Annotated in this window: 21 protein-coding genes; 5 read left to right on the top strand and 16 right to left on the bottom strand. The window is 36.5% G+C overall.

The genetic code is table 11. From position 1 onward, the window contains the following. Window positions 1-97 precede the first annotated feature (97 nt). Window positions 98-1,075, top strand: a complete 978-nt coding sequence (locus AC52J8_RS08990) for a DUF4882 family protein (RefSeq protein WP_086399038.1) — start codon at window positions 98-100, stop codon at window positions 1,073-1,075. 57 nt (window positions 1,076-1,132) lie between these two features. Here the strand turns inward: AC52J8_RS08990 and AC52J8_RS08995 are convergent, their stop codons facing one another. Together AC52J8_RS08995 and AC52J8_RS09000 are read right to left on the bottom strand one after the other, a co-directional pair. Then, entirely contained in the window at window positions 1,133-2,242 is a 1,110-nt protein-coding gene (locus AC52J8_RS08995; RefSeq protein ID WP_086399037.1) for an S-(hydroxymethyl)glutathione dehydrogenase/class III alcohol dehydrogenase, read from the bottom strand. A 228-nt stretch (window positions 2,243-2,470) separates the two neighbouring features. After that, a complete protein-coding gene (locus tag AC52J8_RS09000; protein ID WP_197738996.1) occupies window positions 2,471-4,342 on the bottom strand; it encodes a non-contractile tail sheath protein in 1,872 nt (623 codons plus the stop codon). A gap of 183 nt (window positions 4,343-4,525) precedes the next feature. On the opposite strand from AC52J8_RS09000, the gene AC52J8_RS09005 reads away from it, so the two are divergent. Beyond that, window positions 4,526-5,683, top strand: a complete 1,158-nt coding sequence (locus tag AC52J8_RS09005) for a catalase family protein (RefSeq protein ID WP_086399035.1) — start codon at window positions 4,526-4,528, stop codon at window positions 5,681-5,683. Window positions 5,684-5,748: 65 nt separating this feature from the next. On the opposite strand, the gene AC52J8_RS09010 is transcribed toward AC52J8_RS09005, so the two are convergent. The 3 genes from AC52J8_RS09010 to AC52J8_RS09020 form a co-directional block, all read right to left on the bottom strand. Further along, window positions 5,749-6,054, bottom strand: coding sequence for a hypothetical protein (locus AC52J8_RS09010; protein WP_002113703.1), 306 nt, complete (start codon window positions 6,052-6,054; stop codon window positions 5,749-5,751). Between the two features lie 831 nt (window positions 6,055-6,885). Continuing rightward, window positions 6,886-7,341: a hypothetical protein gene (locus tag AC52J8_RS09015; protein WP_002113876.1), complete on the bottom strand. Its 456-nt coding sequence runs from the start codon at window positions 7,339-7,341 to the stop codon at window positions 6,886-6,888. A gap of 188 nt (window positions 7,342-7,529) precedes the next feature. Continuing rightward, the gene (locus AC52J8_RS09020) at window positions 7,530-7,964 is read right to left on the bottom strand and encodes a GFA family protein (protein ID WP_086399034.1); all 435 of its coding nucleotides are present in this window, start codon (window positions 7,962-7,964) and stop codon (window positions 7,530-7,532) included. A 188-nt stretch (window positions 7,965-8,152) separates the two neighbouring features. Here AC52J8_RS09020 and AC52J8_RS09025 point away from each other — a divergent pair, with 188 nt between their 5' ends. Then, the gene (locus AC52J8_RS09025; RefSeq protein WP_086399053.1) at window positions 8,153-9,742 is read left to right on the top strand and encodes a phospholipase D family protein; all 1,590 of its coding nucleotides are present in this window, start codon (window positions 8,153-8,155) and stop codon (window positions 9,740-9,742) included. 17 nt (window positions 9,743-9,759) lie between these two features. Here AC52J8_RS09025 and AC52J8_RS09030 read toward each other — a convergent pair whose 3' ends face one another. The 3 genes from AC52J8_RS09030 to adeR form a co-directional block, all read right to left on the bottom strand. Beyond that, the gene (locus AC52J8_RS09030) at window positions 9,760-10,347 is read right to left on the bottom strand and encodes a DNA glycosylase (RefSeq protein ID WP_017386949.1); all 588 of its coding nucleotides are present in this window, start codon (window positions 10,345-10,347) and stop codon (window positions 9,760-9,762) included. A 119-nt stretch (window positions 10,348-10,466) separates the two neighbouring features. Beyond that, window positions 10,467-11,531, bottom strand: a complete 1,065-nt coding sequence (gene adeS / locus AC52J8_RS09035) for a two-component sensor histidine kinase AdeS (RefSeq protein ID WP_086399033.1) — start codon at window positions 11,529-11,531, stop codon at window positions 10,467-10,469. Continuing rightward, the gene (gene adeR / locus AC52J8_RS09040) at window positions 11,521-12,252 is read right to left on the bottom strand and encodes an efflux system response regulator transcription factor AdeR (RefSeq protein ID WP_060465637.1); all 732 of its coding nucleotides are present in this window, start codon (window positions 12,250-12,252) and stop codon (window positions 11,521-11,523) included. Before adeR ends, adeS begins: the two co-directional genes overlap by 11 nt. 143 nt (window positions 12,253-12,395) lie before the next feature. Here adeR and AC52J8_RS09045 point away from each other — a divergent pair, with 143 nt between their 5' ends. Together AC52J8_RS09045 and AC52J8_RS09050 are read left to right on the top strand one after the other, a co-directional pair. After that, entirely contained in the window at window positions 12,396-13,562 is a 1,167-nt protein-coding gene (locus AC52J8_RS09045) for an efflux RND transporter periplasmic adaptor subunit (protein WP_060465795.1), read from the top strand. Further along, window positions 13,559-16,666: an AdeB/AdeJ family multidrug efflux RND transporter permease subunit gene (locus AC52J8_RS09050; RefSeq protein WP_060465638.1), complete on the top strand. Its 3,108-nt coding sequence runs from the start codon at window positions 13,559-13,561 to the stop codon at window positions 16,664-16,666. Before AC52J8_RS09045 ends, AC52J8_RS09050 begins: the two co-directional genes overlap by 4 nt. Before the next feature lie 80 nt (window positions 16,667-16,746). On the opposite strand, the gene AC52J8_RS09055 is transcribed toward AC52J8_RS09050, so the two are convergent. From AC52J8_RS09055 to pqqA, 8 genes are all read right to left on the bottom strand, one after another. After that, complete coding sequence (locus AC52J8_RS09055; RefSeq protein ID WP_016806236.1) at window positions 16,747-16,983, bottom strand: hypothetical protein; 237 nt, start codon at window positions 16,981-16,983, stop codon at window positions 16,747-16,749. Window positions 16,984-17,235: 252 nt separating this feature from the next. Then, on the bottom strand, window positions 17,236-17,412 hold the full coding sequence (locus AC52J8_RS09060; protein ID WP_002113575.1) for a hypothetical protein: 177 nt from the start codon (window positions 17,410-17,412) through the stop codon (window positions 17,236-17,238). A 579-nt stretch (window positions 17,413-17,991) separates the two neighbouring features. Beyond that, complete coding sequence (locus AC52J8_RS09065) at window positions 17,992-19,044, bottom strand: dipeptidase (RefSeq protein WP_086399032.1); 1,053 nt, start codon at window positions 19,042-19,044, stop codon at window positions 17,992-17,994. Between the two features lie 18 nt (window positions 19,045-19,062). Further along, the gene (gene pqqE / locus AC52J8_RS09070; RefSeq protein WP_086399031.1) at window positions 19,063-20,217 is read right to left on the bottom strand and encodes a pyrroloquinoline quinone biosynthesis protein PqqE; all 1,155 of its coding nucleotides are present in this window, start codon (window positions 20,215-20,217) and stop codon (window positions 19,063-19,065) included. Continuing rightward, entirely contained in the window at window positions 20,214-20,498 is a 285-nt protein-coding gene (pqqD, locus tag AC52J8_RS09075; protein ID WP_004792407.1) for a pyrroloquinoline quinone biosynthesis peptide chaperone PqqD, read from the bottom strand. Before pqqD ends, pqqE begins: the two co-directional genes overlap by 4 nt. Continuing rightward, window positions 20,495-21,253 carry a pyrroloquinoline-quinone synthase PqqC gene (gene pqqC / locus AC52J8_RS09080; RefSeq protein WP_016145249.1) on the bottom strand — a complete coding sequence of 253 codons (759 nt, stop codon included), beginning with the start codon at window positions 21,251-21,253 and terminating at the stop codon, window positions 20,495-20,497. Before pqqC ends, pqqD begins: the two co-directional genes overlap by 4 nt. A gap of 8 nt (window positions 21,254-21,261) precedes the next feature. Further along, window positions 21,262-22,173 carry a pyrroloquinoline quinone biosynthesis protein PqqB gene (gene pqqB, locus AC52J8_RS09085; protein ID WP_086399030.1) on the bottom strand — a complete coding sequence of 304 codons (912 nt, stop codon included), beginning with the start codon at window positions 22,171-22,173 and terminating at the stop codon, window positions 21,262-21,264. Between the two features lie 74 nt (window positions 22,174-22,247). Further along, entirely contained in the window at window positions 22,248-22,322 is a 75-nt protein-coding gene (gene pqqA, locus AC52J8_RS09090; RefSeq protein ID WP_001982218.1) for a pyrroloquinoline quinone precursor peptide PqqA, read from the bottom strand. Window positions 22,323-22,440: the final 118 nt, after the last annotated feature.

Consider the following 22,440-nt stretch of genomic DNA (forward strand, 5'->3'; position numbering starts at 1 on the left):
CAATAGTTTATAAACATAATAATTTTAAATATTAATAATAAATTTTACTTTATCAATACTTTATAAAAAGTTAATACTTAATTTGATAGGAATATTTATGAAAAAAATAGGTATAGTTACTCTTAGTGCAATTACATTATGTTGGGCTATATATGATGTATATCCTGATAATACCAATACAGTAACACATAATGATTCAAGCAAAAAAGCCGGATCTAAAAACTTTTCATCAACTGTAAAGAATGAAAAATTAGCGCCTCAAATCCTCTTGGCTCAAACGAATTCCCTTAATTCCTCTGCCCCAGTCTGCCAATACAATTTTGATGCAACTCAAGAAGATTATGATCTTTGGAATAATGAACACTCTGATTATTGGTCTATGAAAAAATTCCCATTGATAATTGGCCAAAAATTTAGTCTTAAAGTGGATCAGCCTATACCAGAAAATGAATATGGTATTGTAGAGTATGTAGCTAAAAGTAAAGCTAGTCTTCATTCATCCCATAACATTGGAGATTTCATATTACCTCACACAGGTATTATTGCATTTGAAATGGAGCTTAAGCTTCCAATCTCAGCTCTTGGAAACTCATCATTTGGTAATTCTGCTTATTACTCCTCTGCCATTGGTTTTAATGGCGTAACAAATAATGGCTATACAGTTAGATCCAACTATTGGTTTGATATGGGCACTTATGATCCAGATTTTGGTCAGAATCCTACTAAATTAAGCTATAATATAGCTTATCGGCTTAGAGATAATAGCGGCCCAGACCATCCATACTATAAAGGTCAGAAGCTGACAAATAATGCAAATGGATACCAAAGATTAGGTGTGTATATTAATCAGAACATTAAGCAAGTTGGCTTTATTATAAATGGTGTTGATCAGGGATATAAATCTACTTTACCTGCCCCACTTGAGAATATAAGTTTTTCTGCTTCAAGTGCTATATCAATAGATGCTGAACAATTATTTGGACAAGAGTTGTCAAATGAACTGATTACTGACCGTAATGCGCTACAGTTTAACTACCCTCAAGGTACAACAGACATGTGTGGTAATGCCATTTAAGATATAAACCTATAAGTGGTAAAAAAGGGCTGAATCACAGCCCTTTTTTTATTTCATTTAGAAATGAATAACAGTACGAATTGATTTACCTTCATGCATTAAATCAAAAGCAGTATTAATGTCTTGTAGAGGCATAGTATGAGTCACAAAAGGTTCAAGTTGAATCTCACCTTTCATAGCATCTTCGACCATTTTAGGAAGTTGTGTACGACCTTTTACTCCACCAAAAGCAGTACCTAACCATTTACGGCCTGTAACTAACTGGAATGGGCGTGTCGAAATTTCTTGGCCTGCACCAGCAACACCAATAATAACGGATTGTCCCCAACCACGATGTGCACACTCTAGAGCCGAGCGCATAACATTGACGTTACCAATACATTCAAATGAATGATCTACGCCCCAGCCTGTCATTTCTACAATCACTTGCTGAATAGGTTGATCATAATCTTTTGGATTTAAGAAATCGGTAGCACCAAACTGTTTAGCAAGTTCAAATTTATCTGGATTTGTATCTACGACAATAATGCGCCCTGCTTTCGCTTGACGTGCACCTTGTACAACAGCTAAACCAATACCGCCTAGACCAAATACAGCAACTGAATCACCTTCTTGTACTTTTGCTGTGTTATGCACGGCGCCAATACCAGTAGTCACCCCACATCCCAGTAAACAAACTTGTTCGTGATTCGCTTCAGGATTGATTTTAGCCAAAGAGACTTCCGCAACTACCGTATATTCACTAAAGGTTGAACAACCCATGTAGTGGTAAACTGGTTCACCATTATATGAAAAACGTGTGGTTCCATCTGGCATTACACCTTTACCTTGAGTAGCACGTACCGCAACACATAAGTTAGTTTTTCCAGATTTACAGAATAAGCATTCTTTACATTCAGCTGTATAAAGTGGAATCACGTGATCACCTGGTTGAACGCTTGTTACGCCCTCACCCACTTCAACCACAACACCTGCGCCTTCATGACCTAAGATGGCAGGAAAAACACCCTCTGGGTCATCGCCAGATAATGTAAAAGCATCGGTATGACATACCCCTGTATGGGTAATTTTTATTAAAACTTCACCCGCTTGAGGTGGTGCAACATCAACTTCAACAATCTCTAAAGGTTTTCCTGGGGCAAAGGCGACAGCTGCACGAGATTTCATCTTTGGGTTTCCTTTAAATCATTCGGTATTTATAGTCGAGCAAAATAGATTATATATTGATAATACAAGAGCTTAATTTTGCTTAAATTAAAATTGGCTTTCATGACAATCTATCACAGCATAGCCAGTCAAATACATCTAAGCAAGCCTACATTTAAAAAAGAAGAAAACCTCTTACTTGAAGAGGTTTCTTATCAAATCATTAGCTTATAAGCAGCTTGTTTTTACTTAGAGGTAAATATCTGGTGGATATGGTGTGTTATCACTAATTGGAGAATAAAGCGTATTTTCAACAAAGAAGCCATTTGGGGCTTGAGTGGTATCAATCGTAATTGAATCAAACATAACTTGTGGATATGCCCAGATAAATTGCTTCATTAACCCTAAAGAAACATTATTCTTCATATCACCAAAAATTCGTTGCCAAATGGGTGTTCGATAAGGTTTGGTTTTATCAAATCCATAAATATAGGCAATAGATGCATCGGGAACAAAACCAGATAAATAAATGACTTTATTGGCAGGATAGCCTAACCCTTGTATAGGAATCTGAGAAACTGCCTGATGTGCCAAGTCTAAGCGAGCTTCTAATAGCCAGTCATAAGCTTCTGTCATCATGTAATCAAAATTAGGATATGAGTAGTGTTGGCTTGGATAGTTAATATAAGTGGCTAAAGTCTGAATTGGAGATTGAATGGAAGGAAAGAAAATGAGCGGGCTAACTTTGGCACTGGAGTATTTTGCTTTGATCACGGTACGAATATTTTGACAGGTTTGACCTAATTTATTTCTGAGCCATGTTTTAAACTCATCATATGGCGTTCCTGTTTTATTCATTGCCTCATAAATAGTACCTAAATCTGGTGCATATAATCCTGTATCTGCATTAAAAGCCAATTTTGTTGGGTAGTCATACACACAAGGTAGATTGGTGTCAGTGTTATACCACCACCAAGGTTCACCAATCTGCATATTTACATCGCATCCACTCACTACCATTGCATCTGCAAACTCAATAAAGACTTTATGTAAATATGCCAAAGCATTCTGATGACTTAAACTAAAAAAATAGCTCGGTGGTTGGTAGCCTGTTTTACCTAAATTACTGTTCCAGTCACGCTGTGCCCAATATTCATTGGCCCCCAAGGAATACATTTCAAAACTGACCCCAAAAATGGGTTGTAAACTGGCGTTATGTAAAGCCTGGGCATATTTCTCATGCCATTTACGAGTGCATGAGTTAACGACCGCCTCGCCTGTCACCAACGTATCAGGTATTTGCCATTTATTAATATCGCTTTTCCATGTCATTTCTGGATAATGCGACATTCCACAATAGTGGTTAACAAAACCCTGGTATCCCAAAGCGACCATATTGTTGACTAGGCGCTGCGGGTTTAAGTCATAATGGTCGTCATAGCTGGTGCAGATACCATAATTGTGCTGTGGCACAACGACACGGCTCAAATTTAACTTTGCATTTGTTCCAGTTACAACGGAGTTAGTGAGGCGAATGTAGCCATCTTTTGGTTGACTTAGAGGTATAGCGGTTTGACCATTATAGTCACTGGTAAAGCCCGAAAATGAGATTCGCTGAATATTGGTTACCGGAAAGCTATCTGTAGCAGAGAAGCCTGCTTTTACTGTATCCCAATTAATACGAATATGCGCCGTTCGCGAGGAAGGATTATTTGCGTAATTAAATAGAACAATATATGCAATTTTATTTACGCCATTTTCATTATAGTACACCGTTAAAGTGGGGGTTAAACTTGGATTGTTAAGCACTGGCATCGTGGCAGATAACTCAATATCGAAGTCCCAAACCACCCCTGCATAGCTATATTTGGTTTGATACGCTAAAAATTTATGATCTTTATTGTCATAAGAATCCCAAGTAATTCCTACCAAATCATTTGTCATACGTGATCTAAAAGATGCTTCAAAACCATTTCCATAGTTCGTAATGGCGAAAGACATCGTTTGCGGGCCGTCTATTCTCCAATAAATAGGGCTAAACCGATCAATAAGTGTATTCTGAGTGATTGGGCGAGGTGATGTATTAGTATTATTTTGTACATTTTGTGAGTTGGTTATCATGTCTACATTCTCTTAATGTATTAAGAGATTTTATATTAAATAATAATTCCTATTTTATTGTTCAGATAAGTAACAATGACGTTTAAATTATTTACAGTTTATATTTTTCATAAAGTTCAAAATAAAATTAAACATGAAATCTTAATATTATCCTAAAATATTTTTACACTGAGGAGTTAATAAATGGAAACTTTTATACAGCCTATAAATTTTAAAGGTTTGTTTTTATTTACTCCTCTTGTATTTGCATTATCAGGTTGTACTGAAACTTTATATTCCAACACAACGTCAACTGCAAAGACCTTTTCGGAAAGTAACTCTTATCCAGAGATCGACCCAGTGTTAGGAGAAAAGTTACAACCTAATGAAAAGTTAACAGCGGATCACATAGCTCAAGTTATTGAAAAATCGATTCGGGAACAGTATACGGCAGGAAATGCTTTACGTGATGCACATCCTAAGGCGCATGGATGTGTTCGTGCCGATTTTCATGTGTCAAAAAATATACCTGTCCAGTTTGCTAAAGGGATGTTTATTCCAGATCGAAGTTATCAAGCATGGATTCGATTTTCTAATGCTTCAAATGATGCCTCTAATGCCGACATTAAAAAAGATGCACGTGGCATCGCAATAAAAATTTTAGGTGTGTCTGGACAGAAAATTTTAGAAAGTGAAAAGCAAGCAACCACTCAAGATTTTATTATGATTAATCATCCAGTCTTTTTTGCGAATGATGCTAAACGATATCTTTCTTTTATGAATGACGTGAATAGCCATAATATGGTCAGAAAACTTCACATTCCATTTGCGTTAGGTTTTAAAGGAACAATGAATGCTCTGGGAGCACGTAATTCACAAATTGCAAATCCATTATACGCACGTTATTGGTCTATGGTTCCCTATCAGTTAGGGCTTGGCAATGATCGACAAGCAGTTAAATATTCAGTACGTGCTTGTTCAATGCAGCCAAACAATCTACCCAAGAATCCTAGTCATGATTTTTTAAGAGAAGCTTTAAAGAAAACTTTGCAAAGTACAGATGCTTGTATGGAATTTCTTATTCAACCACGAACTTCAAATCAAATGTTGGTAGAGGACTCAATGACAGAATGGGATGAAAAAGCAGCTCCTTTCTATCAAGTAGCAACTATTCATATTCCCAAGCAGAACTTTGACACACCAGAACAAAATAAGTTTTGTGAGAATCTGTCTTTTACACCGTGGCATGCCCTACCTGAGCATAAACCATTAGGCGCAGTAAACCGAATGCGCAAAGTCATTTATGAAAATATAAGTAAAGTTCGACATGATATGAATTCAGCTCTTAGACAAGAACCTTAAATACCTTATCCATTGTGGTTTGGTGTAAAAATTTTTCTAAAGATAAGAGTTTGCAATTGTTTCTTTTAAGGGAGATTTTTGCTTGTATCGATAGTGATTCGATCAATAAAATCTGCCAACCATAAAATGAAGTCATCTTCGCTTTTATGCTTTGGAATCAAACTCATATCTAACTTAATAGGAAGTTCATTTTTTACACTAATAACAACACCTTCGAAGTTCACAAAGTTATATAAAAACTTTAGTTCAGTGCCTGCAATAGCTTTTTTTATTTCTACAATAAGATTATTTAAATTTCTAAAATGATTGTTTGAATAAGAACTTTTAATATTTTTATTAATTTTTTCTGCTAATAGTAAGTATTTTGGCATTTCTACCTCCTTATTAATTATTTGTAAAATATAAGTATAAGTTGAAAGCTATAAAAATAAGTTTTTAATTTTTATTAAATTGTTTCTATATTTTTAATTTTAAGTGATAAGTAATGTGTAGTATAACTATTTATTATTTTAAAATGTGATTTATTTGGGATTTTATTCTGATTAAATTGGTAGGTATTCTTTAATCTCATTTAAGGGTAATTAACTAAATTTTATATTAAATAGGCTCAATATTTAAAATTTTGAGCCTATTTAATTTTTAATATTCACTTAAGACTAAAAGTAAAAATTTACATCTTAAGTCAATTTGGGAAAACTCTTGATTTTATGAATTTTCCCACATTTTCTGCATTCTTTAATTTCGTCATGAGTAATATCAAAGTCATATTCCCAGACATGAATACAGAAAACCTGTCTAAGGTTGTGGAGCATAGACACCTCCTTATAAAAAACCAACTCATTAGTAAGTTCTTTATGAATGCACTTCGCTTATTTTGATGAGTTTTCCTCTTTAGCTTTATCCTCCTTGTGTTTACAGCAGTATCCGAAAACAGCACCAGCACTAAAGAAAAACATAGCCTTGAACATACTTATCTCCAAACGATAATTAAGTAAATTTAAAATTAACATTGAAGGTTGTATCTGTTTTTAGGCCAATGAGACTGATTCTGTGCGTTATGCAAACTTTTGTGAAAAGTTATAACAATATATTTTTTATGAATAAGGTGGGTAAAATTAAAAAACCGCCCCAGTAGGCGGTTGCTGAATTTACAGCGAGATATAGAAGTGTAGTGGACGATCACTTCTATATTTTTTATGTACTTATTTTTCTTGGCTTATAATTTTATTAAAAGCATCTGATTTGAAATAATTAATGATCATCTCTCCATCATCTTGTGTAGAAGATGATACTTTGGGTGGTTCCTCATAATTAAACTTAAAGTCTGGAGGAATAAATTTTGAGATCGGAGGAAGCTTCGCCTCACCTCCTGTCGTAATTCTTTCAATAAAACCCGCAAGCCAAAGTATATATTCGTCTTTATTTTTATATTTAGGCATAAGGCTCATGTCTAACTTAATGGCACACTCCTCTAAGGGCTTGGTTAGGCATTCCTCAAAATCTATAAAATTGTATTTAAGTTTAAATTTGGTACCTTTAATTTCATTACGAATTACACCAACTAATTGATTTAAGTTTTCTGCCGAGCTTTCTGAAAATAAATTTTTGTCCTCAATCTTTTTATATACATTCTCAGCGATGATTAAATATTGTGGCATCTCTATTTTCTCCCTTTTATTATTAAGCTACTCACTCAGCCCTTTAAGGAAGTATGATAGATATCATGTTTTCTAATGTAATTGTTGTGCTGCCAATTGTAATTAGTGTGTTTTTGTGAAACCTGCAAGCATAACCATCCGAAAAAATTAAATTTAATGCAGACTAAGTCTCATTTTTAAAAAATTCTTTAATCAAACAATATGTTTAGTTCATTTAAAGTTGGAAGTTCATCGTAAGATTCATCTGCATATACTGTGTTTACCCAATTTGACTTTGAAACGATACAAAAATTAAGCTTTTTTAGCACAACAATATCTTTGTCTAATAAACCTAATGGAATCCACATAAAATCAGTAGTGCCTACCAAGTTAGGTACTGGTGAGCCACATTGACTGCAAAATGAAGATGTAAAGCCTGTTTCTTTTTTATAGGTACGGACAAGTTCTAAACCTGATAACCATTCAAATTTATCCTTATTTACTAATGTTGCTGCATTTGCCCCCGTTCCAGTTTGTTTACGGCAGAGACTACAGTGGCAGTGATAGACCGTGTTTATTTTCTTAGTAACTGAAAATTTGACTTCATTGCATAGACAAGAACCCACGTGACTCATCTCAAGCATCCTTAAAAAATAATGTTGAATATAGCATTAGGCATAAAAGGGTTAAATTTAACTTCATATTTTTAAATAGATATATCTCTATAAAAATAAAGAATTGCTAGCGTTGAGGCTTGGTAGAATGTATTTATAACGTTTAATATGAATTTTGACATATAAATTGAATATAAAAATGCTGTGATGTGCTTATCTTGGATGCGACTTTAAAAGCTTACATGATTAATCAAATTTATCAGCAGTATAGTAGTATGGCATTAAATGCTTGGGGCTTTACACATACACCTTCGTATAACGGTACATACGACCCTGATGAGAATGATATAGTGACGAATAGCTTTAATTGGTTGAATGATGAGCAAGCTACAAAAAAAACAGAACAAGGACTGACTGCTTTTGTGGCATTAGATGATGCCTTTATCAGTATCGCTTCTCGTATGTATCTGATTAGAAATGCAAAAGAAAAAATCGATTTACAATATTATATTTGGACAAATGATTTTGTTGGAAACTTAATGCTGCACGAGTTACTAACGGCGGCAGATCGTGGCGTAAAAATCCGCTTACTTATTGATGATCAAAATGGAGTAAGGCTGGATGGAGTTCTTAGAAGCCTTCTCCACCACCCCAATTTTGAAATTCGATTGTTTAATCCATATAAGTTTAGATATTTAAGAATTTTAGACTATATTTTTCGGTTCAAAAAAGTAAACCATCGCATGCATAATAAGTTAATTATTGCAGATGGCGTGATTGCGGTAACAGGCGGTCGAAATATTAGTAGTGAGTATTTTGATGCAAGTAGTAAATTTCAGTTTACAGATCTAGATATTTTATTTTATGGACATACCGTACAACATGCACAGTCTGTCTTTAATGATTTTTGGCAAAGTGATTTAAGTCAAAATGCTACTGAGCTGGTGGGAACATGTGCTGTTCACCATTTGCAAACACTAAGGCAGCACTACCATGATTTAATTCATGAAAGTGAAAATCATACTCAAACCGAAGATAAGCTTTACGATGCTCAAAGCTATTTAAAAGAACTTTTAGAGCACTATCCAATCCAGTGGTCAAAAGCATATTTTGTTGCTGATTCACCTAAAAAAATCTTAGGACTAGCCTCTAAAGAAGAAATGCTTTATGGGCAAGTCCTAAAGATTATGGGTGAACCAAAGCAGCATATTGAATTAGCTTCTGCTTATTTTGTTCCTACCCAACAAGGCACTTACTATTTAAAGCAACTCAAGGTGCAAGGTGTTAAAGTCAGGGTTTTAACCAACTCTTTTGCTGCAAATGACGTGGCAATTGTGCATGCCTTTTATAGTCAATATCGAGTTGAGATGCTTAAAAGTGGTGTAGAACTATTTGAGTTTAAGCCCTTTTTAGAACGCAGACGCAGAACTTGGTATGAAGTGGTGACTGGAAGTGTGATCCCTGCTAAATGTAAAAATAAATCGAGCTTACATGCCAAGTTTTTTGATGTAGACGGTAAAGTATTTATTGGTTCTTTTAACTTTGATCCGCGTTCGACTTACTTAAATACTGAGGTCGGTCTGGTTATTGAATCGAGTCAATTACAAGCGCAAATTTCAGTCATGCTCGATCAGCACTTACCTCAAGTTGCTTACCAGCTTAAGTTAAATAGTGAAGGAAAGATCATTTGGTTAGATTATCAGTCGGATGGAAAGATTGTTGAATATGAAAAAGACCCAGATACGAGCCTTTTCCAACGTACCATGATTAAAGCTGTTTCATATTTACCAGTTGAATGGATGATGTAACAGCATTTCAAGTTTACTTATAAAATGCCTATCTCTTTAAAGAATTTTTGATAAGCCTCTGCTTTCTTCTCTAGCGCTAATGGATATGCTCTAGAAGAAGATGGTAGACGATATAAATTAATATTTCGTCCAGCAAAGTAAGTCGAGGTAGACATTCCTATAAGCGGTTTTTCGGTGTGCTCTGGTAAAACTGAAATTAAAGTATCAGTCGCTTTATCGCCTGTGGTCATAATGGTTTGACATAGAGGAATCTGCTGAAGTAAAACTGCAAGATCTGTTGGTGTTACTATTTCAAGAAATTTATCTGCGGCATTCCCTTTCAACCGCTTAATTTGATAAGCGGTATCAAAGATTGCAATACCAGTTTCAATCAAGAAGTTTCGAATACGTTCTTCATTAAAATTTTTTTGGCTTTCACTTAAAAAGTAAGTTTTGTCTTGGAAAAAGATCAAACCGAAAATACGCCACATATCATTTTGGAAATTGGGATAGTAAAAATCCATCTTCCATTTATTACGTGGTGGTGGAAAACTGCCTAGCATTAATAAACGGGCATTCTCAGGTAAAAATGGCTCAAGTGGATGGGTTTCTATCTCAATTATCATAAAAAATCAGTATTTACTTAAAAATTTTATAAACAAATTAACCTATTTTTTAGTTAATCACGAGTCATGAAATGCAATTTCTCTTAATTAAAGCGTTAAAGGTTATACAAAAGCGATCATTATTGGGGAATGCTTATTCTAAAAATACTATGTGAATGTTGATTTAAATAATCGACTTGACCTTTATGGGCAATCACAAGGGCTTGTACAACCGAAAGACCTAACCCAGTGCCGCCTAACTCTTTATTTCTTGATTGTTCTAACCTGAAAAAAGGGTTAAATAAATCTTTGCGATGCTCAGCTGAAATGCCAGGTCCTTCATCTTCTATTTCAAGAATCCAGTTAGTTTGTTCTTGTCTCGTTGAAACAATTAACTTTCCCGGATTTGCATAACGTGTAGCGTTATCCAGTAAAGCAATTAAAATCTGTTCAATTCGCCGTTGATCACACTCAACTTTTGGCGCTTCAATATCGAAAATGACTTTAAGCTGAGCTTTTTCTAATTTTTCTTCAAACATGTGCACGACTTTATGAGCAGTTTCATTAAAACAAATCGTTTCGAGGTTAAGTCTAAGCTGTTGGTTTTCAAAAAGACTCAATGTACGTAAATCTTCGACTAGGTTTGAAAGACCTTCTACTTGATTCAGTAAGTTTTTAAATAAAATAGGATCAGCTTCAAAAACACCATCAATAATCCCCTGCAACCTACCTTGCAAAATGGTGACTGGCGTTCTTAACTCATGTGCAATTGCAGCATTCCAGACATGAGCATTTTCAACTGAAGTCTCTAGTTTTTGAGCCATATCATTAAAATTATCCATGAGCTCACCAATTTCAGAAGAATTATGCATCGGTTTTTCAACTCGTGCGCTTAAATCCCCATGACTAATTTTCTTAGCTGCATCGGCTAATAGATTAATAGGCACAATAAAACGTTGAGCAAGCTTGATGCCTAAAATAATTGATAATGCTGTGCCAAACAGAAGCACGGCGAATAACCATATACCATCTAGATAGTGGAAAAACTCATCACTTTCTTTCAGCTTTTCGAGAGATATAAGCCCTACTTCAATTGCAACATAGTAGGTGCCATAACCTAAAATTAGCGAACTCAGCGTAACACTTAGGCTGGTAAAGCTCAGTGCAATAATCAGTTGCTTACTAATTCCCGTTTTATTTTTCATGTGGATGATCCAACCTGTAGCCTACACCACGAACATTGATGAGCATATTTCGTAAACCCAGATCTTCTATTTTCTTTCGTAGCTTACTGACATGACTATCGACCGTACGTTCTAATGCATCTCGATCTGGTAGACACTGATTCATGAGCTCTGAACGAGTAAAGACTTTATGAGGATGCGGTAACATCAGTAATAAAATTTTGTACTCAGTTAGAGTTAAATTGAGTGTTTGTTTTTGATCGCCCGAATGGATGTAAGCAGTATGAATTTCGGTATTCACCTCAATATTTTTATAAATCAGATTTCGGTTAGGAGTTTGCTGGTTTTGTTGAGTACGTCTTAGTACTGCTTGTACACGTGCGACCACTTCATTTGGGTTAAAGGGTTTTACGACAAAGTCGTCTGCTCCAATTCTTAAAGCCATGACTTTATCAATTTCTTGATCTAAAGCCGTAAGCATAATGACTGGTGTCGCTGCTTTTTGCCGAATTTTATTCAGTACTTCCCACCCGCTCAGTTCCGGCATTTTTATATCGAGAATCATCAGATCAATAGGTTGCGCTGCGTGTATTTCAATTGCCTGCTTACCATTCATGGCCCGTACAACACGCATACCTTCACGCTTAAGATAATGTTCAATAATATCGCCAATATCATACTCATCTTCTACCACAAGAATAAGCTTATCCTGACAATTAAACGTAAAGGTTGACTCGAACATAGCAATAAGACGCGGGAAAAATTTGATTTATCATACGCGTATTTTTTGATAGATCTCCACACTTTTTCCACATATTCGTGATTTTGGTTACACACACATCAAAAATAATGCCAGCATCTAGAAGTCCATTAGGTGTTATAAAAGTGCAAAAGCATTTTTTAGTTCCATTCGTTTTATCTTTCGGTCTTGTATTACATGGCTGTGGCAATGAACAAGTAAGTGATCAAACACAAGTATCTACGGCTAAGGTTACCGTTATTTCAATTCAACCGCAGTCTATTAACTTTAGTGAAAATCTACCGGCGCGTGTTCAAGCTTTCAGAACTGCCGAAATTCGTCCTCAAGTTGGCGGTATTATCGAAAAAGTTTTATTCGCTCAAGGTAGTGAAGTTAAAGCTGGACAACCTCTATACAAAATAAACTCAGAAACATTTGAGGCTGATGTAAATAGTAATCGAGCGGGTTTAAATAAAGCTGAAGCAGAAGTAAACCGCCTAAAAATACAACTGGAGCGCTACCAGCAACTTTTACCAAGTAATGCGATTAGTAAGCAAGAAGTAAGTAATGTCGAAGCGCAATATCGACAAGCGATTGCAGATGTTGCTCAAATGAAAGCGTTATTGGCTCGTCAAAATCTTAATTTACAGTATGCGACAGTGCGAGCACCGATTTCCGGGCGTATTGGTAAATCATTCATAACCGAAGGCGCTTTGGTTAGTCAGGCTGATAGCAATACTATGGCGACCATTCAACAAATTGACCGCGTTTATGTCGATGTAAAGCAGTCTATTGGAGAATATGAGCGCCTACAGGCGGCCCTTCAAAGTGGTGAGTTATCTGCCAACAATCAAAAAGCTGTACAGATTTTGAATAGTTTGGGACAGCCCTATAACGTTACAGCAAAAATGCTGTTTGAAGATATTAATGTAGACCCTGAAACTGGGGATGTCACCATCCGTATTGAAGTGACCAATCCTGAAAGAAAATTACTGCCGGGTATGTATGTCCGCGTTAATATTGAGCGTGCTTCGGTTCCTCAGGCCTTACTCGTGCCAGAACAAGCTATTCAGCGCAATATGAATGGCGATCCTCAAGTTTATGTAGTGAATGCCAAAGGTGGCGCAGATGTTCGCTCAGTAGAATTAGGGCAACAATATGAGCAGTTTTATCTCATCAATAGAGGGCTGAAAGCAGGCGAAAAAGTTGTCGTTGAAGGTATAGAGCGTATCCAGCCCAACCAAAAACTAGCAATTTCAGCATGGAAAGCGGCCTCAACAGAAAATACGGTGAAGCAAGGAGATGCTAAATGATGTCTCAATTCTTTATTCGCCGTCCTGTTTTTGCATGGGTAATTGCAATTTTTATTATTCTATTTGGTGTACTGAGTATTCCAAAGTTACCCATTGCACGCTTTCCGAGTGTCGCTCCACCCGAAGTGAACATTACAGCAAGTTATCCTGGCGCTACTCCCAAAACGATTAATGATAGTGTGATTACTCTCATTGAACGGGAAATGTCAGGAGTAAAAAACTTACTCTACTATAGTGCTACAACGGATTCGTCAGGAACCGCTGAAATTACCGCGACGTTTAAACCCGGTACCGATGTGGATATGGCACAAGTCGACGTACAAAACAAAATTAAAGCGGTTGAAGCACGCTTACCCCAAGTCGTCCGCCAACAAGGCTTAGCTGTAGAGGCATCTTCCTCAGGTTTTTTAATGCTTGTGGGGTTAAATTCACCCAACCATCGTTATTCAGAAGTTGATTTGAGCGATTATCTGGTTCGTAATGTGGTCGAAGAGCTTAAACGTGTTGAAGGTGTCGGAAAAATTCAGTCTTTTGGTGCCGAAAAAGCGATGCGAATTTGGGTAGATCCAAATAAATTAGTTTCTTATGGCCTATCGATTAGTGATGTAAATAATGCGATTCGTAACAATAATATCGATATTGCACCAGGACGACTTGGTGATCGCCCTCTAGTTAATGGTCAATTAATTACCATACCTTTATCCGCTCAAGGACAGCTTGAAAATGTAGAGCAGTTCAAAAATATTAGTCTAAAGAGCAATATTAGTGGTGCCACTATTAAGTTGTCGGATGTAGCCGATGTAGAAATGGGTGCTCAGTCATATAATTTTGCGATTTTAGAAAATGGTAAACCTGCAACAGCTGCAGCTATTCAGTTGAGCCCTGGTGCAAATGCAGTAAAAACAGCAGATGCGGTAAAACAGAAACTCGAAGAGCTAAAAGTCAATTTACCTGAAGGCATGCAATTTAGCATTCCTTACGATACTGCGCCTTTTGTTAAAATTTCGATAGAAAAGGTAGTTCATACATTAATTGAAGCCATGGTTTTGGTCTTTATTGTGATGTATATATTTCTTCATAATGTTCGCTATACCTTAATTCCTGCGATTGTCGCTCCAATTGCCCTGCTTGGCACCTTTACCATCATGCTTTTAACTGGTTACTCAATTAATGTGTTAACTATGTTCGGTATGGTGCTTGCGATCGGGATTATTGTCGATGATGCTATTGTAGTTGTTGAGAATGTAGAACGAATTATGGCAACCGAAGGTCTATCGCCTAAAGAAGCGACTTCCAAAGCCATGACAGAGATTACCAGCCCGATTATTGGTATTACTTTGGTACTAGCAGCCGTATTTTTACCAATGGCTTTAGCAAGTGGCTCAGTCGGTATTATTTACCGCCAATTTACCATTACGATGTCAGTCTCAATTTTATTCTCGGCATTTTTAGCTTTAACGCTCACCCCTGCACTTTGTGCAACCTTATTAAAACCAGTTGATGCAAATCATCAAAAGAAAGGTTTTTATGCATGGTTTGATCGTAGCTTTGATAAAGTCACAAAAAAATATGAAGCGATTTTACTTAAAGTCGTTAAACATACTATTCCGACTCTAATTATTTTTGTGGTGATTACAGGTTTAACTTTTGCAGGCATGAAATATTGGCCAACTGCTTTTATGCCAGAGGAAGATCAAGGCTGGTTTTTAACGTCGTTCCAATTACCTTCAGATGCGACTGCTGAACGTACAACAAAAATTGTGAAAGATTTTGAAGGCCATTTAAATGAGCAGTCGGATGTTAAAAGCAATATTTCAATTATGGGTTGGGGATTTAGTGGCGCTGGCCAAAACGTTGCACTCGCTTTTACAACCTTAAAAGATTTTGGTGAGCGTGATAAATCTACTACTGACTATACCAACTTCATAAATGCTGAAATGGCAAACAGTAAAGAAGGTACAACTATGTCTGTACTTCCTCCAGCAATTGATGAATTGGGTACATCTTCAGGCTTTAGTTTACGTTTACAAGACAAAGCAAACTTAGGAATGCCTGCTTTAATTTCGGCGCAAGAAAAGCTTATGGAAATGGCGGCCCAAAACAAAAAATTTTACATGGTTTACCCAGAAGGTCTACCTCAAGGTGACAATATTAGCTTGAAGATCGACCGCGAAAAACTAAACACTCTAGGAGTAAGCTTTGCTTCTGTTTCAGATATTATTTCGACCTCAATGGGATCGATGTATATCAATGATTTTCCAAATCAAGGCAGAATGCAGCAAGTTATTGTTCAAGCCAATGCAAAATCACGAATGCATTTAAAAGATATCTTGAGTTTGAAGGTTGCAGGCGCAAACGGACAACTGGTGTCTTTATCTGAGGTCGTGATTCCTCAGTGGAATAAGTTGCCGCAGCAATATAATCGCTACAATGGCCGACCATCATTAAGTATCGCTGGAGTGCCTAACATAGGGGTATCTTCAGGTGATGCGATGCGAGAAATGGAAAAGCTGATTGCCAAACTTCCTCAAGGTATTGGTTATGAGTGGACAGGTATTTCACTGCAAGAAAAGCAATCTGAATCTCAAATGATATTCCTTATTGCTTTATCAATGTTAGTCGTGTTTTTAGTTTTAGCTGCACTTTATGAAAGTTGGTCAATTCCGTTATCTGTCATGCTTGTTGTTCCTTTAGGCATCTTTGGTGCGGTAATGGCCATTATGTTAAGAGGAATGCCAAACGATATTTTCTTCAAAATTGGTCTTATCACTATTATTGGTTTATCTGCCAAAAATGCGATTTTAATTGTTGAGTTCGCAAAGATGCTCAAAGAAGAAGGCATGACTTTAATTGAAGCAGCCGTTGCAGCAGCAAAGTTACGCCTACGCCCAATTTTGATGACTTCCCTTGCCTTTACTTGTGGTGTTATCCCATTGGTCATTGCAACTGGAGCAAGTTCGGAAACTCAGCATGCATTAGGTACAGGAGTATTTGGAGGCATGATATCTGCCACCATCTTGGCCATCTTTTTTGTTCCCGTGTTCTTTATTTTTGTGTTGGGAGCCGCAGAGAAACTATTTTCCAAAAAGAAAATTAATTCTTAGTTAAATACATTGAGGCGAAACGTATCTATGTTTCGCCTCAATGACTTAGAAATATGAAAAATGTACTTACAGAAAAACGATTAAGAATTAAGGACTTTAAAGACTTTACCTGTTCTAGGATGAGCAAAGCTATTATCTGGATCTAAATTGATGACTTTATCCGAAATCACAATTTTAGAAAGTGGTAACCAGCTCTGTTCCAGTTCAACGTCTATAAAGTTTTTTTCATTGATATTTTCATAAATTTGTTCGACAACGATTTCCATACCACACATACTTTTAGCATTCACTTCTTTTAAGATATGGCGTTTTGACATACTAGTCTCCATTTTTTTATTATCCGCATCGACAATAATAAAGACTCCACTGATACAATATGTAAATTTTAATAATGAAAGTGTTTTCTTTGTTTTAATCATATTTTTGCAATAATTAAATGAATAGTTGAGTGATTATTTAATTTAAATATTATTTTTAAGTTAATCTATTCAATGTAAATATTACTTATTAAAAAATTTACTTTTAATCAAAATTAAAGGGTTCATTAACTGAACCCTTTTTATTTAATTCTAAACTTGTACTGCGTTATCCAGCGAACCATCATCTTTATTTTTAGCAGTGTCTTTACTAATCAATGAGTCTGTATCACTATCTGTGGTAAAGCTTTTGCTATTTTTTTGCTTTTTCTTGTACATACACATCCCAATCGCGATACCTGTTCCCAATACTATAATTGACTTTAACATTTTGCACCTCTTCGATTAACGGAGTAACTTTTGAGAAATTAGCTTAAATTAATAGCATAAAATTTGTTATTTAACGGCTTTCATTTGCTCCGCTTTTGTAAGGTGTTTATTTTTTATGTTAATTGAAGAGTAAAATAATCCCGAAAAATAAATTTTGATACAAAGCAAAAAGCCTATTCTAAAAAAGAATAGGCTTTTCACTGTATTTCAGGATTAAGCAGTATTATGAATCGCTTTATGCAATCTTATTATCTTTAAAAATACATTACAAATGTATTTAATGCTGAACTTTTAGTCAAGATGGGATTGAGGGTTTTTACCAATAATTAGCGATTATTGTGATGACTGTCACGTTTATATAATTAGGATAAGAAAAAACCCATTTCTACTTCTCATAAAGAAATGGGTGATGTGAAAACCACAAAAGACCTGAAATACCAAATGTTCTTACATTCAGTAAGGTTGAGTGTAGTGAATATACCGAATGGTTGACAATTAAACTATTTGTATTTTTTTTAGTCATTTCGGCCAATAAAAAAATAGTTATGATTCTGTAGATTAACTCTGTTTAGTCATTCATTATTGACCAAAAATTCTATAAAGCACCCTCACCCAATTATTAAGACATATATTTTCAATCAGTGTTTTAGAATAACCACGCTGTTGCATACGTTCAATTAAGCGATGTAGGCCTGTCACATCTTCAAGTTCAGTACCTATAAGTGCACCATCGAAGTCCGAACCAAAGCCCACATATTCTTCGCCCAAATGATCCATTAAATATTCTAAATGTTCCAAAATTACATCAATCGATGTATCTGCATTTCGTTGTCCATCCGACCGTAAAAAAGCGACATCGAAATTTACCCCCACCATCCCTTTACTTTCCCGTATTGCTTTAAGCTGTGGGTCAGTTAAGTTGCGAGCTTGAGGGCATAAAGCATGTGAATTAGAGTGTGTTGCTACAATTGGCTGCTGCAATATATCTACAGTATTCCAAAAAGCTTTCTCATTCATGTGTGAAACATCAATCACCATTTTTTTATTTGCACAGCGTCTTATAAAATGTTTGCCATCACTCGTGAGACCTGCTCCCGTGTCAGGTGAGTGCGGAAACTTAGCATTTAAACCATGTCCAAAGCGGCTAGGTCTATTCCACAGGGGGCCAATACTACGCAAGCCTCTTTCATAAAATACATCGAGTAAATCAGGAGTTTGTTGTAAAGCTTCACCACCTTCCATATGCAATACAATTGCTAGCTTTTTCTTTGCTAAACAATCCTGAATATTTTGAGCCGAGGTGCAGATTTTAATAATTTTAGAATACTGAGCAAGTTGGTGAGCTAAATCGAGTTGTTCCAAGCAAATTTGTTCAATTTGCTGTTGCGTAAAATCAGAAGCATTCAGATCAAATAATTTATTGGGATGATGCTGTTGCACATAACTATATGGCGGTAAAAAAATCGCAAACATTCCACCAATAAAACCAGCTTCTTGACAGCGTTTTAAATCAAGATGGCCTACTAAACGTTCATGAATAAAAGCATGTACAGGATCTGGATGGTCACTTAGCCATAAGCGTGTTAATGTGTCATTATGTCCATCAAAAACTGGAATATGGCTAGGCTTCATGAGCATTCCTATTACTTGCTATATGTCTGTAATCGTGTGGACTGGAATATTTTGTGTGGCGCTTAAAGATTTAGAGTTTCTACTATTACGGAATACTAAATTTTGCAAAGGTGCAGCCAATTGACTTTCTGCCCGCGCTTGTTCAATCATTTGATGATACGGCGATTTCCCACATACAGGATCGGCATTAGCTGCATCTCCAGTCAACATATAGGCCTGACAACGACATCCGCCAAAGTCTCGATCTTTATCTGGACAGCTTCGGCACCCTTCTGGCATCCATGCATCACCACGGAAATGATTAAATCCAGTTGATTTGTACCAAATATCTGACAATTTATGTTCGCGAACATTTGGAAACGAAATGGGCAGTTGTCGTGCTGCATGGCAAGGTAGCGCCATACCATCTGGAGCAACTGTAAAGAAGATTTTACCCCAGCCATTCATACAGGCTTTTGGCCGCTCTTCATAATAATCAGGCACTACAAAAATAAGTTTGCAAGGATGATTTTGCGCTTTTAATTTTTCTCGATATTCATTGGTAATCCGTTCAGCTCGTGTCAGTTGCTCTTGTGTGGGTAATAAACCTTGGCGGTTTAAAAAAGCCCAGCCATAAAACTGACAAATTGCCAACTCGACTGTATCTGCATTCAGCTCGATGCAAAGTTCAATGATTTGTTCAATCTGGTCAATGTTATGTCGATGAATAACAAAGTTAAGGACCATCGGATAATCGTATTTCTTAACCAATCGGCACATTTCATACTTTTGTTCAAAAGCATGCTTTGAACCTGCCAAGGCATCGTTTACCACAGGATCGCTAGCTTGGAAGCTCACTTGAATGTGGTCTAAACCCGCTTGTTTTAGATCAGCAATACGTTGTTCGGTAAGACCCATGCCTGAGGTAATGAGGTTGGTATAAAACCCTTGTTGATGAGCATGTGCAACGAGTTGTTCTAAATCTTGACGTACCAGTGGTTCACCGCCAGAAAAGCCGAGTTGAACAGCACCCATTTGACGTGCCTGATCAAAAACGTCAAACCACTCTTGAGTGGTTAGTTCATTTTTATGCTGAGCATAGTCCAAGGGGTTTGAGCAATATGGGCATTGTAGCGGACAACGATAAGTTAACTCCGCTAATAACCATAAAGGCAGGCCAACACCTTCTGTCATACTAAATCAATCCAGTGTTGCTGCTTTGCGACCAGCATGTAATCCACTACATCTTGATCTATCTCAGCAATATCACCAAATTTTTGCTTTAACTGAGCAATAATTGCAGAAACATTTTGCTGCCCATCAATATATTGTCCGATTGCCCCTGCACTCTCATTTAACTTAATCATGCCTTCAGGATATAAAATCACAAAACCATTTTGAGCTGGCTCGAACTGAAAACGGTAACCTTGTCGCCATGTTGGTACAAGGTTTAAATCAAACTGCTCTTTATTCATTTAAATAGTCCTTTGTGCCAAACTCGTTTGCTTGTCACGCTGTGATACGGTGCTTCATTGTGAACATATGCCAAAGTTAAAGCATCTAAAATGCTCCATAGAATATCCAGTTTAAACTGCAATATTTCAAGCATTCGTTCTTGTTGTTCATGAGTTGTAAATGAATCAAGTGTAATCGTTAAACCATGTTCAACATCACGGCGTGCCTGACTCAAACGAGAACGAAAATACTCATAGCCTTTATCATCAATCCATGGATAATGCTGCGGCCATGAATCAAGTCGTGACTGATGAATCTGTGGCGCAAAAAGTTCGGTTAAAGAACTGCTTGCTGCTTCACGCCATGAAGCACGGCGTGCAAAGTTTACATAGGCATCTACCGCGAAGCGAACGCCCGGTAAAACTAACTCTTCGGAAATAACCTGTTCACGACTCAAGCCCACAGCTTCGGCTAACCGTAACCATGCTTCTCGACCACCACCATCAGGATATTCACCATCTTGATCGATCATGCGTTGAATCCATTCTTGACGGACTCTTTGATCAGGGCAATTTGCCATAATCGCCGCATCTTTAAGCGGAATATTAATTTGATAGTAATATCGGTTTGCAACCCAAGCCTGAATTTGTTGCTGGGTCGCTTTACCTTCATACATCATCACGTGAAATGGGTGATAAATATGATAATACTGGCCTTTATCGATAATGGCTTGTTTAAATTGTTCGGTTGTTAAAGCTTCAGGTGTTTGAGTCATGTTTCACCTTAGAGTTCAATCTGCATGCCATCATAGGCAACTTCTACACCATTTGCTTTAAGCTCAGCAAACTGACTAGAGTTTTCATTTAAAATTGGATTGGTATTGTTAATATGAATCAGCACTTTTTTAGGTGTACTCAACTGGTTTAAATAAGACAATGAACCACCTTCGCCACTAATATATAAATGTCCCATTTCACAGCCAGTTTTAGTTCCAACCCCTGTTTGTTGCATTTCATCATCTGTCCAAAGCGTACCATCAATCATGACGCAGTCTGAACTCTGCATAATCTGCATGATTTGATCGTCAATTTTTCCAAGACCCGGTGCATAGAATAACTGCTTTTGTGTTTTATGATCTTTGATAATTAAAGCGATATTGTCGCCGTCATGTGGGTCATTTCGATGCGGTGAATATGGTGGAGCTGCACTTTTAATAATTAAAGGCAAAAATTCTAAATTTTCGAAACCATCAATTTTAAAGGCTTGTTTAGGATTAATTTCATTATATTGAAGACCACCATTCCAGTGTTTAAGCATATTAAATACTGGAAAGCCACTCGTTAAATCTTGGTGGACCATTGCTGTACACCATACATTCATTGGACAACCTTCACGTAAGGTTAAGAGCCCAGTGGTATGGTCTAACTGACTATCCATTAAAATAACGCTTGTTATTCCTGTATCACGTAATTTACGTGCTGGTTGAGCTGCTTTAAATTCGAAGAGTTGCTGACGGATATCAGGTGACGCGTTTAATAAAACCCAGTCTGTTCCATTTTCAGAAACAGCAATCGATGATTGAGTACGGGCTTTGGCTTGGATTGTACCTGTGCGCACACCATCACAATTCGGGCAATTACAATTCCACTGCGGGAACCCGCCTCCGGCAGCTGAACCTAAAACATAAATATACATAAAATTAATATCTTATTAGAAAGAGATAAGCCCTAGAACAAGACTAGGGCTTATAACATATTTGACGAAACTGATTAACGTGCTTCAAAGTACATTGTAACTTCAAAACCAATGCGTAAATCAGTAAAAGCTGGTTTAGTCCATTGCATAAATTATCTCCGGTTCATATTAATCTTATGAAATGAATCACTTGATTAAGATTTATAAGGCAATTAAAAATTTATTCTAAATAAAAAAATTGGGTTTGTAGACCACCCCTAGCTAAGA

This window comes from Acinetobacter sp. S-1, from assembly GCF_059579785.1.

Coding starts and splice junctions, on each gene's coding strand:
- AC52J8_RS09005 (WP_086399035.1), top strand. CDS start 4,526: ATGGAAACTTTTATACAGCCTATAAATTTTAAAGGTTTGTTTTTATTT.
- AC52J8_RS09030 (WP_017386949.1), bottom strand. CDS start 10,347: ATGATAATTGAGATAGAAACCCATCCACTTGAGCCATTTTTACCTGAG.
- AC52J8_RS08990 (WP_086399038.1), top strand. CDS start 98: ATGAAAAAAATAGGTATAGTTACTCTTAGTGCAATTACATTATGTTGG.
- AC52J8_RS09010 (WP_002113703.1), bottom strand. CDS start 6,054: ATGCCAAAATACTTACTATTAGCAGAAAAAATTAATAAAAATATTAAA.
- AC52J8_RS09060 (WP_002113575.1), bottom strand. CDS start 17,412: ATGTTAAAGTCAATTATAGTATTGGGAACAGGTATCGCGATTGGGATG.
- pqqB (WP_086399030.1), bottom strand. CDS start 22,173: ATGTATATTTATGTTTTAGGTTCAGCTGCCGGAGGCGGGTTCCCGCAG.
- AC52J8_RS09000 (WP_197738996.1), bottom strand. CDS start 4,342: ATGATAACCAACTCACAAAATGTACAAAATAATACTAATACATCACCT.
- adeR (WP_060465637.1), bottom strand. CDS start 12,252: ATGTTCGAGTCAACCTTTACGTTTAATTGTCAGGATAAGCTTATTCTT.
- adeS (WP_086399033.1), bottom strand. CDS start 11,531: ATGAAAAATAAAACGGGAATTAGTAAGCAACTGATTATTGCACTGAGC.
- AC52J8_RS09050 (WP_060465638.1), top strand. CDS start 13,559: ATGATGTCTCAATTCTTTATTCGCCGTCCTGTTTTTGCATGGGTAATT.
- AC52J8_RS09055 (WP_016806236.1), bottom strand. CDS start 16,983: ATGTCAAAACGCCATATCTTAAAAGAAGTGAATGCTAAAAGTATGTGT.
- AC52J8_RS09065 (WP_086399032.1), bottom strand. CDS start 19,044: ATGAAGCCTAGCCATATTCCAGTTTTTGATGGACATAATGACACATTA.
- AC52J8_RS08995 (WP_086399037.1), bottom strand. CDS start 2,242: ATGAAATCTCGTGCAGCTGTCGCCTTTGCCCCAGGAAAACCTTTAGAG.
- AC52J8_RS09020 (WP_086399034.1), bottom strand. CDS start 7,964: ATGCTTGAGATGAGTCACGTGGGTTCTTGTCTATGCAATGAAGTCAAA.
- AC52J8_RS09015 (WP_002113876.1), bottom strand. CDS start 7,341: ATGCCACAATATTTAATCATCGCTGAGAATGTATATAAAAAGATTGAG.
- pqqD (WP_004792407.1), bottom strand. CDS start 20,498: ATGAATAAAGAGCAGTTTGATTTAAACCTTGTACCAACATGGCGACAA.
- pqqC (WP_016145249.1), bottom strand. CDS start 21,253: ATGACTCAAACACCTGAAGCTTTAACAACCGAACAATTTAAACAAGCC.
- pqqE (WP_086399031.1), bottom strand. CDS start 20,217: ATGACAGAAGGTGTTGGCCTGCCTTTATGGTTATTAGCGGAGTTAACT.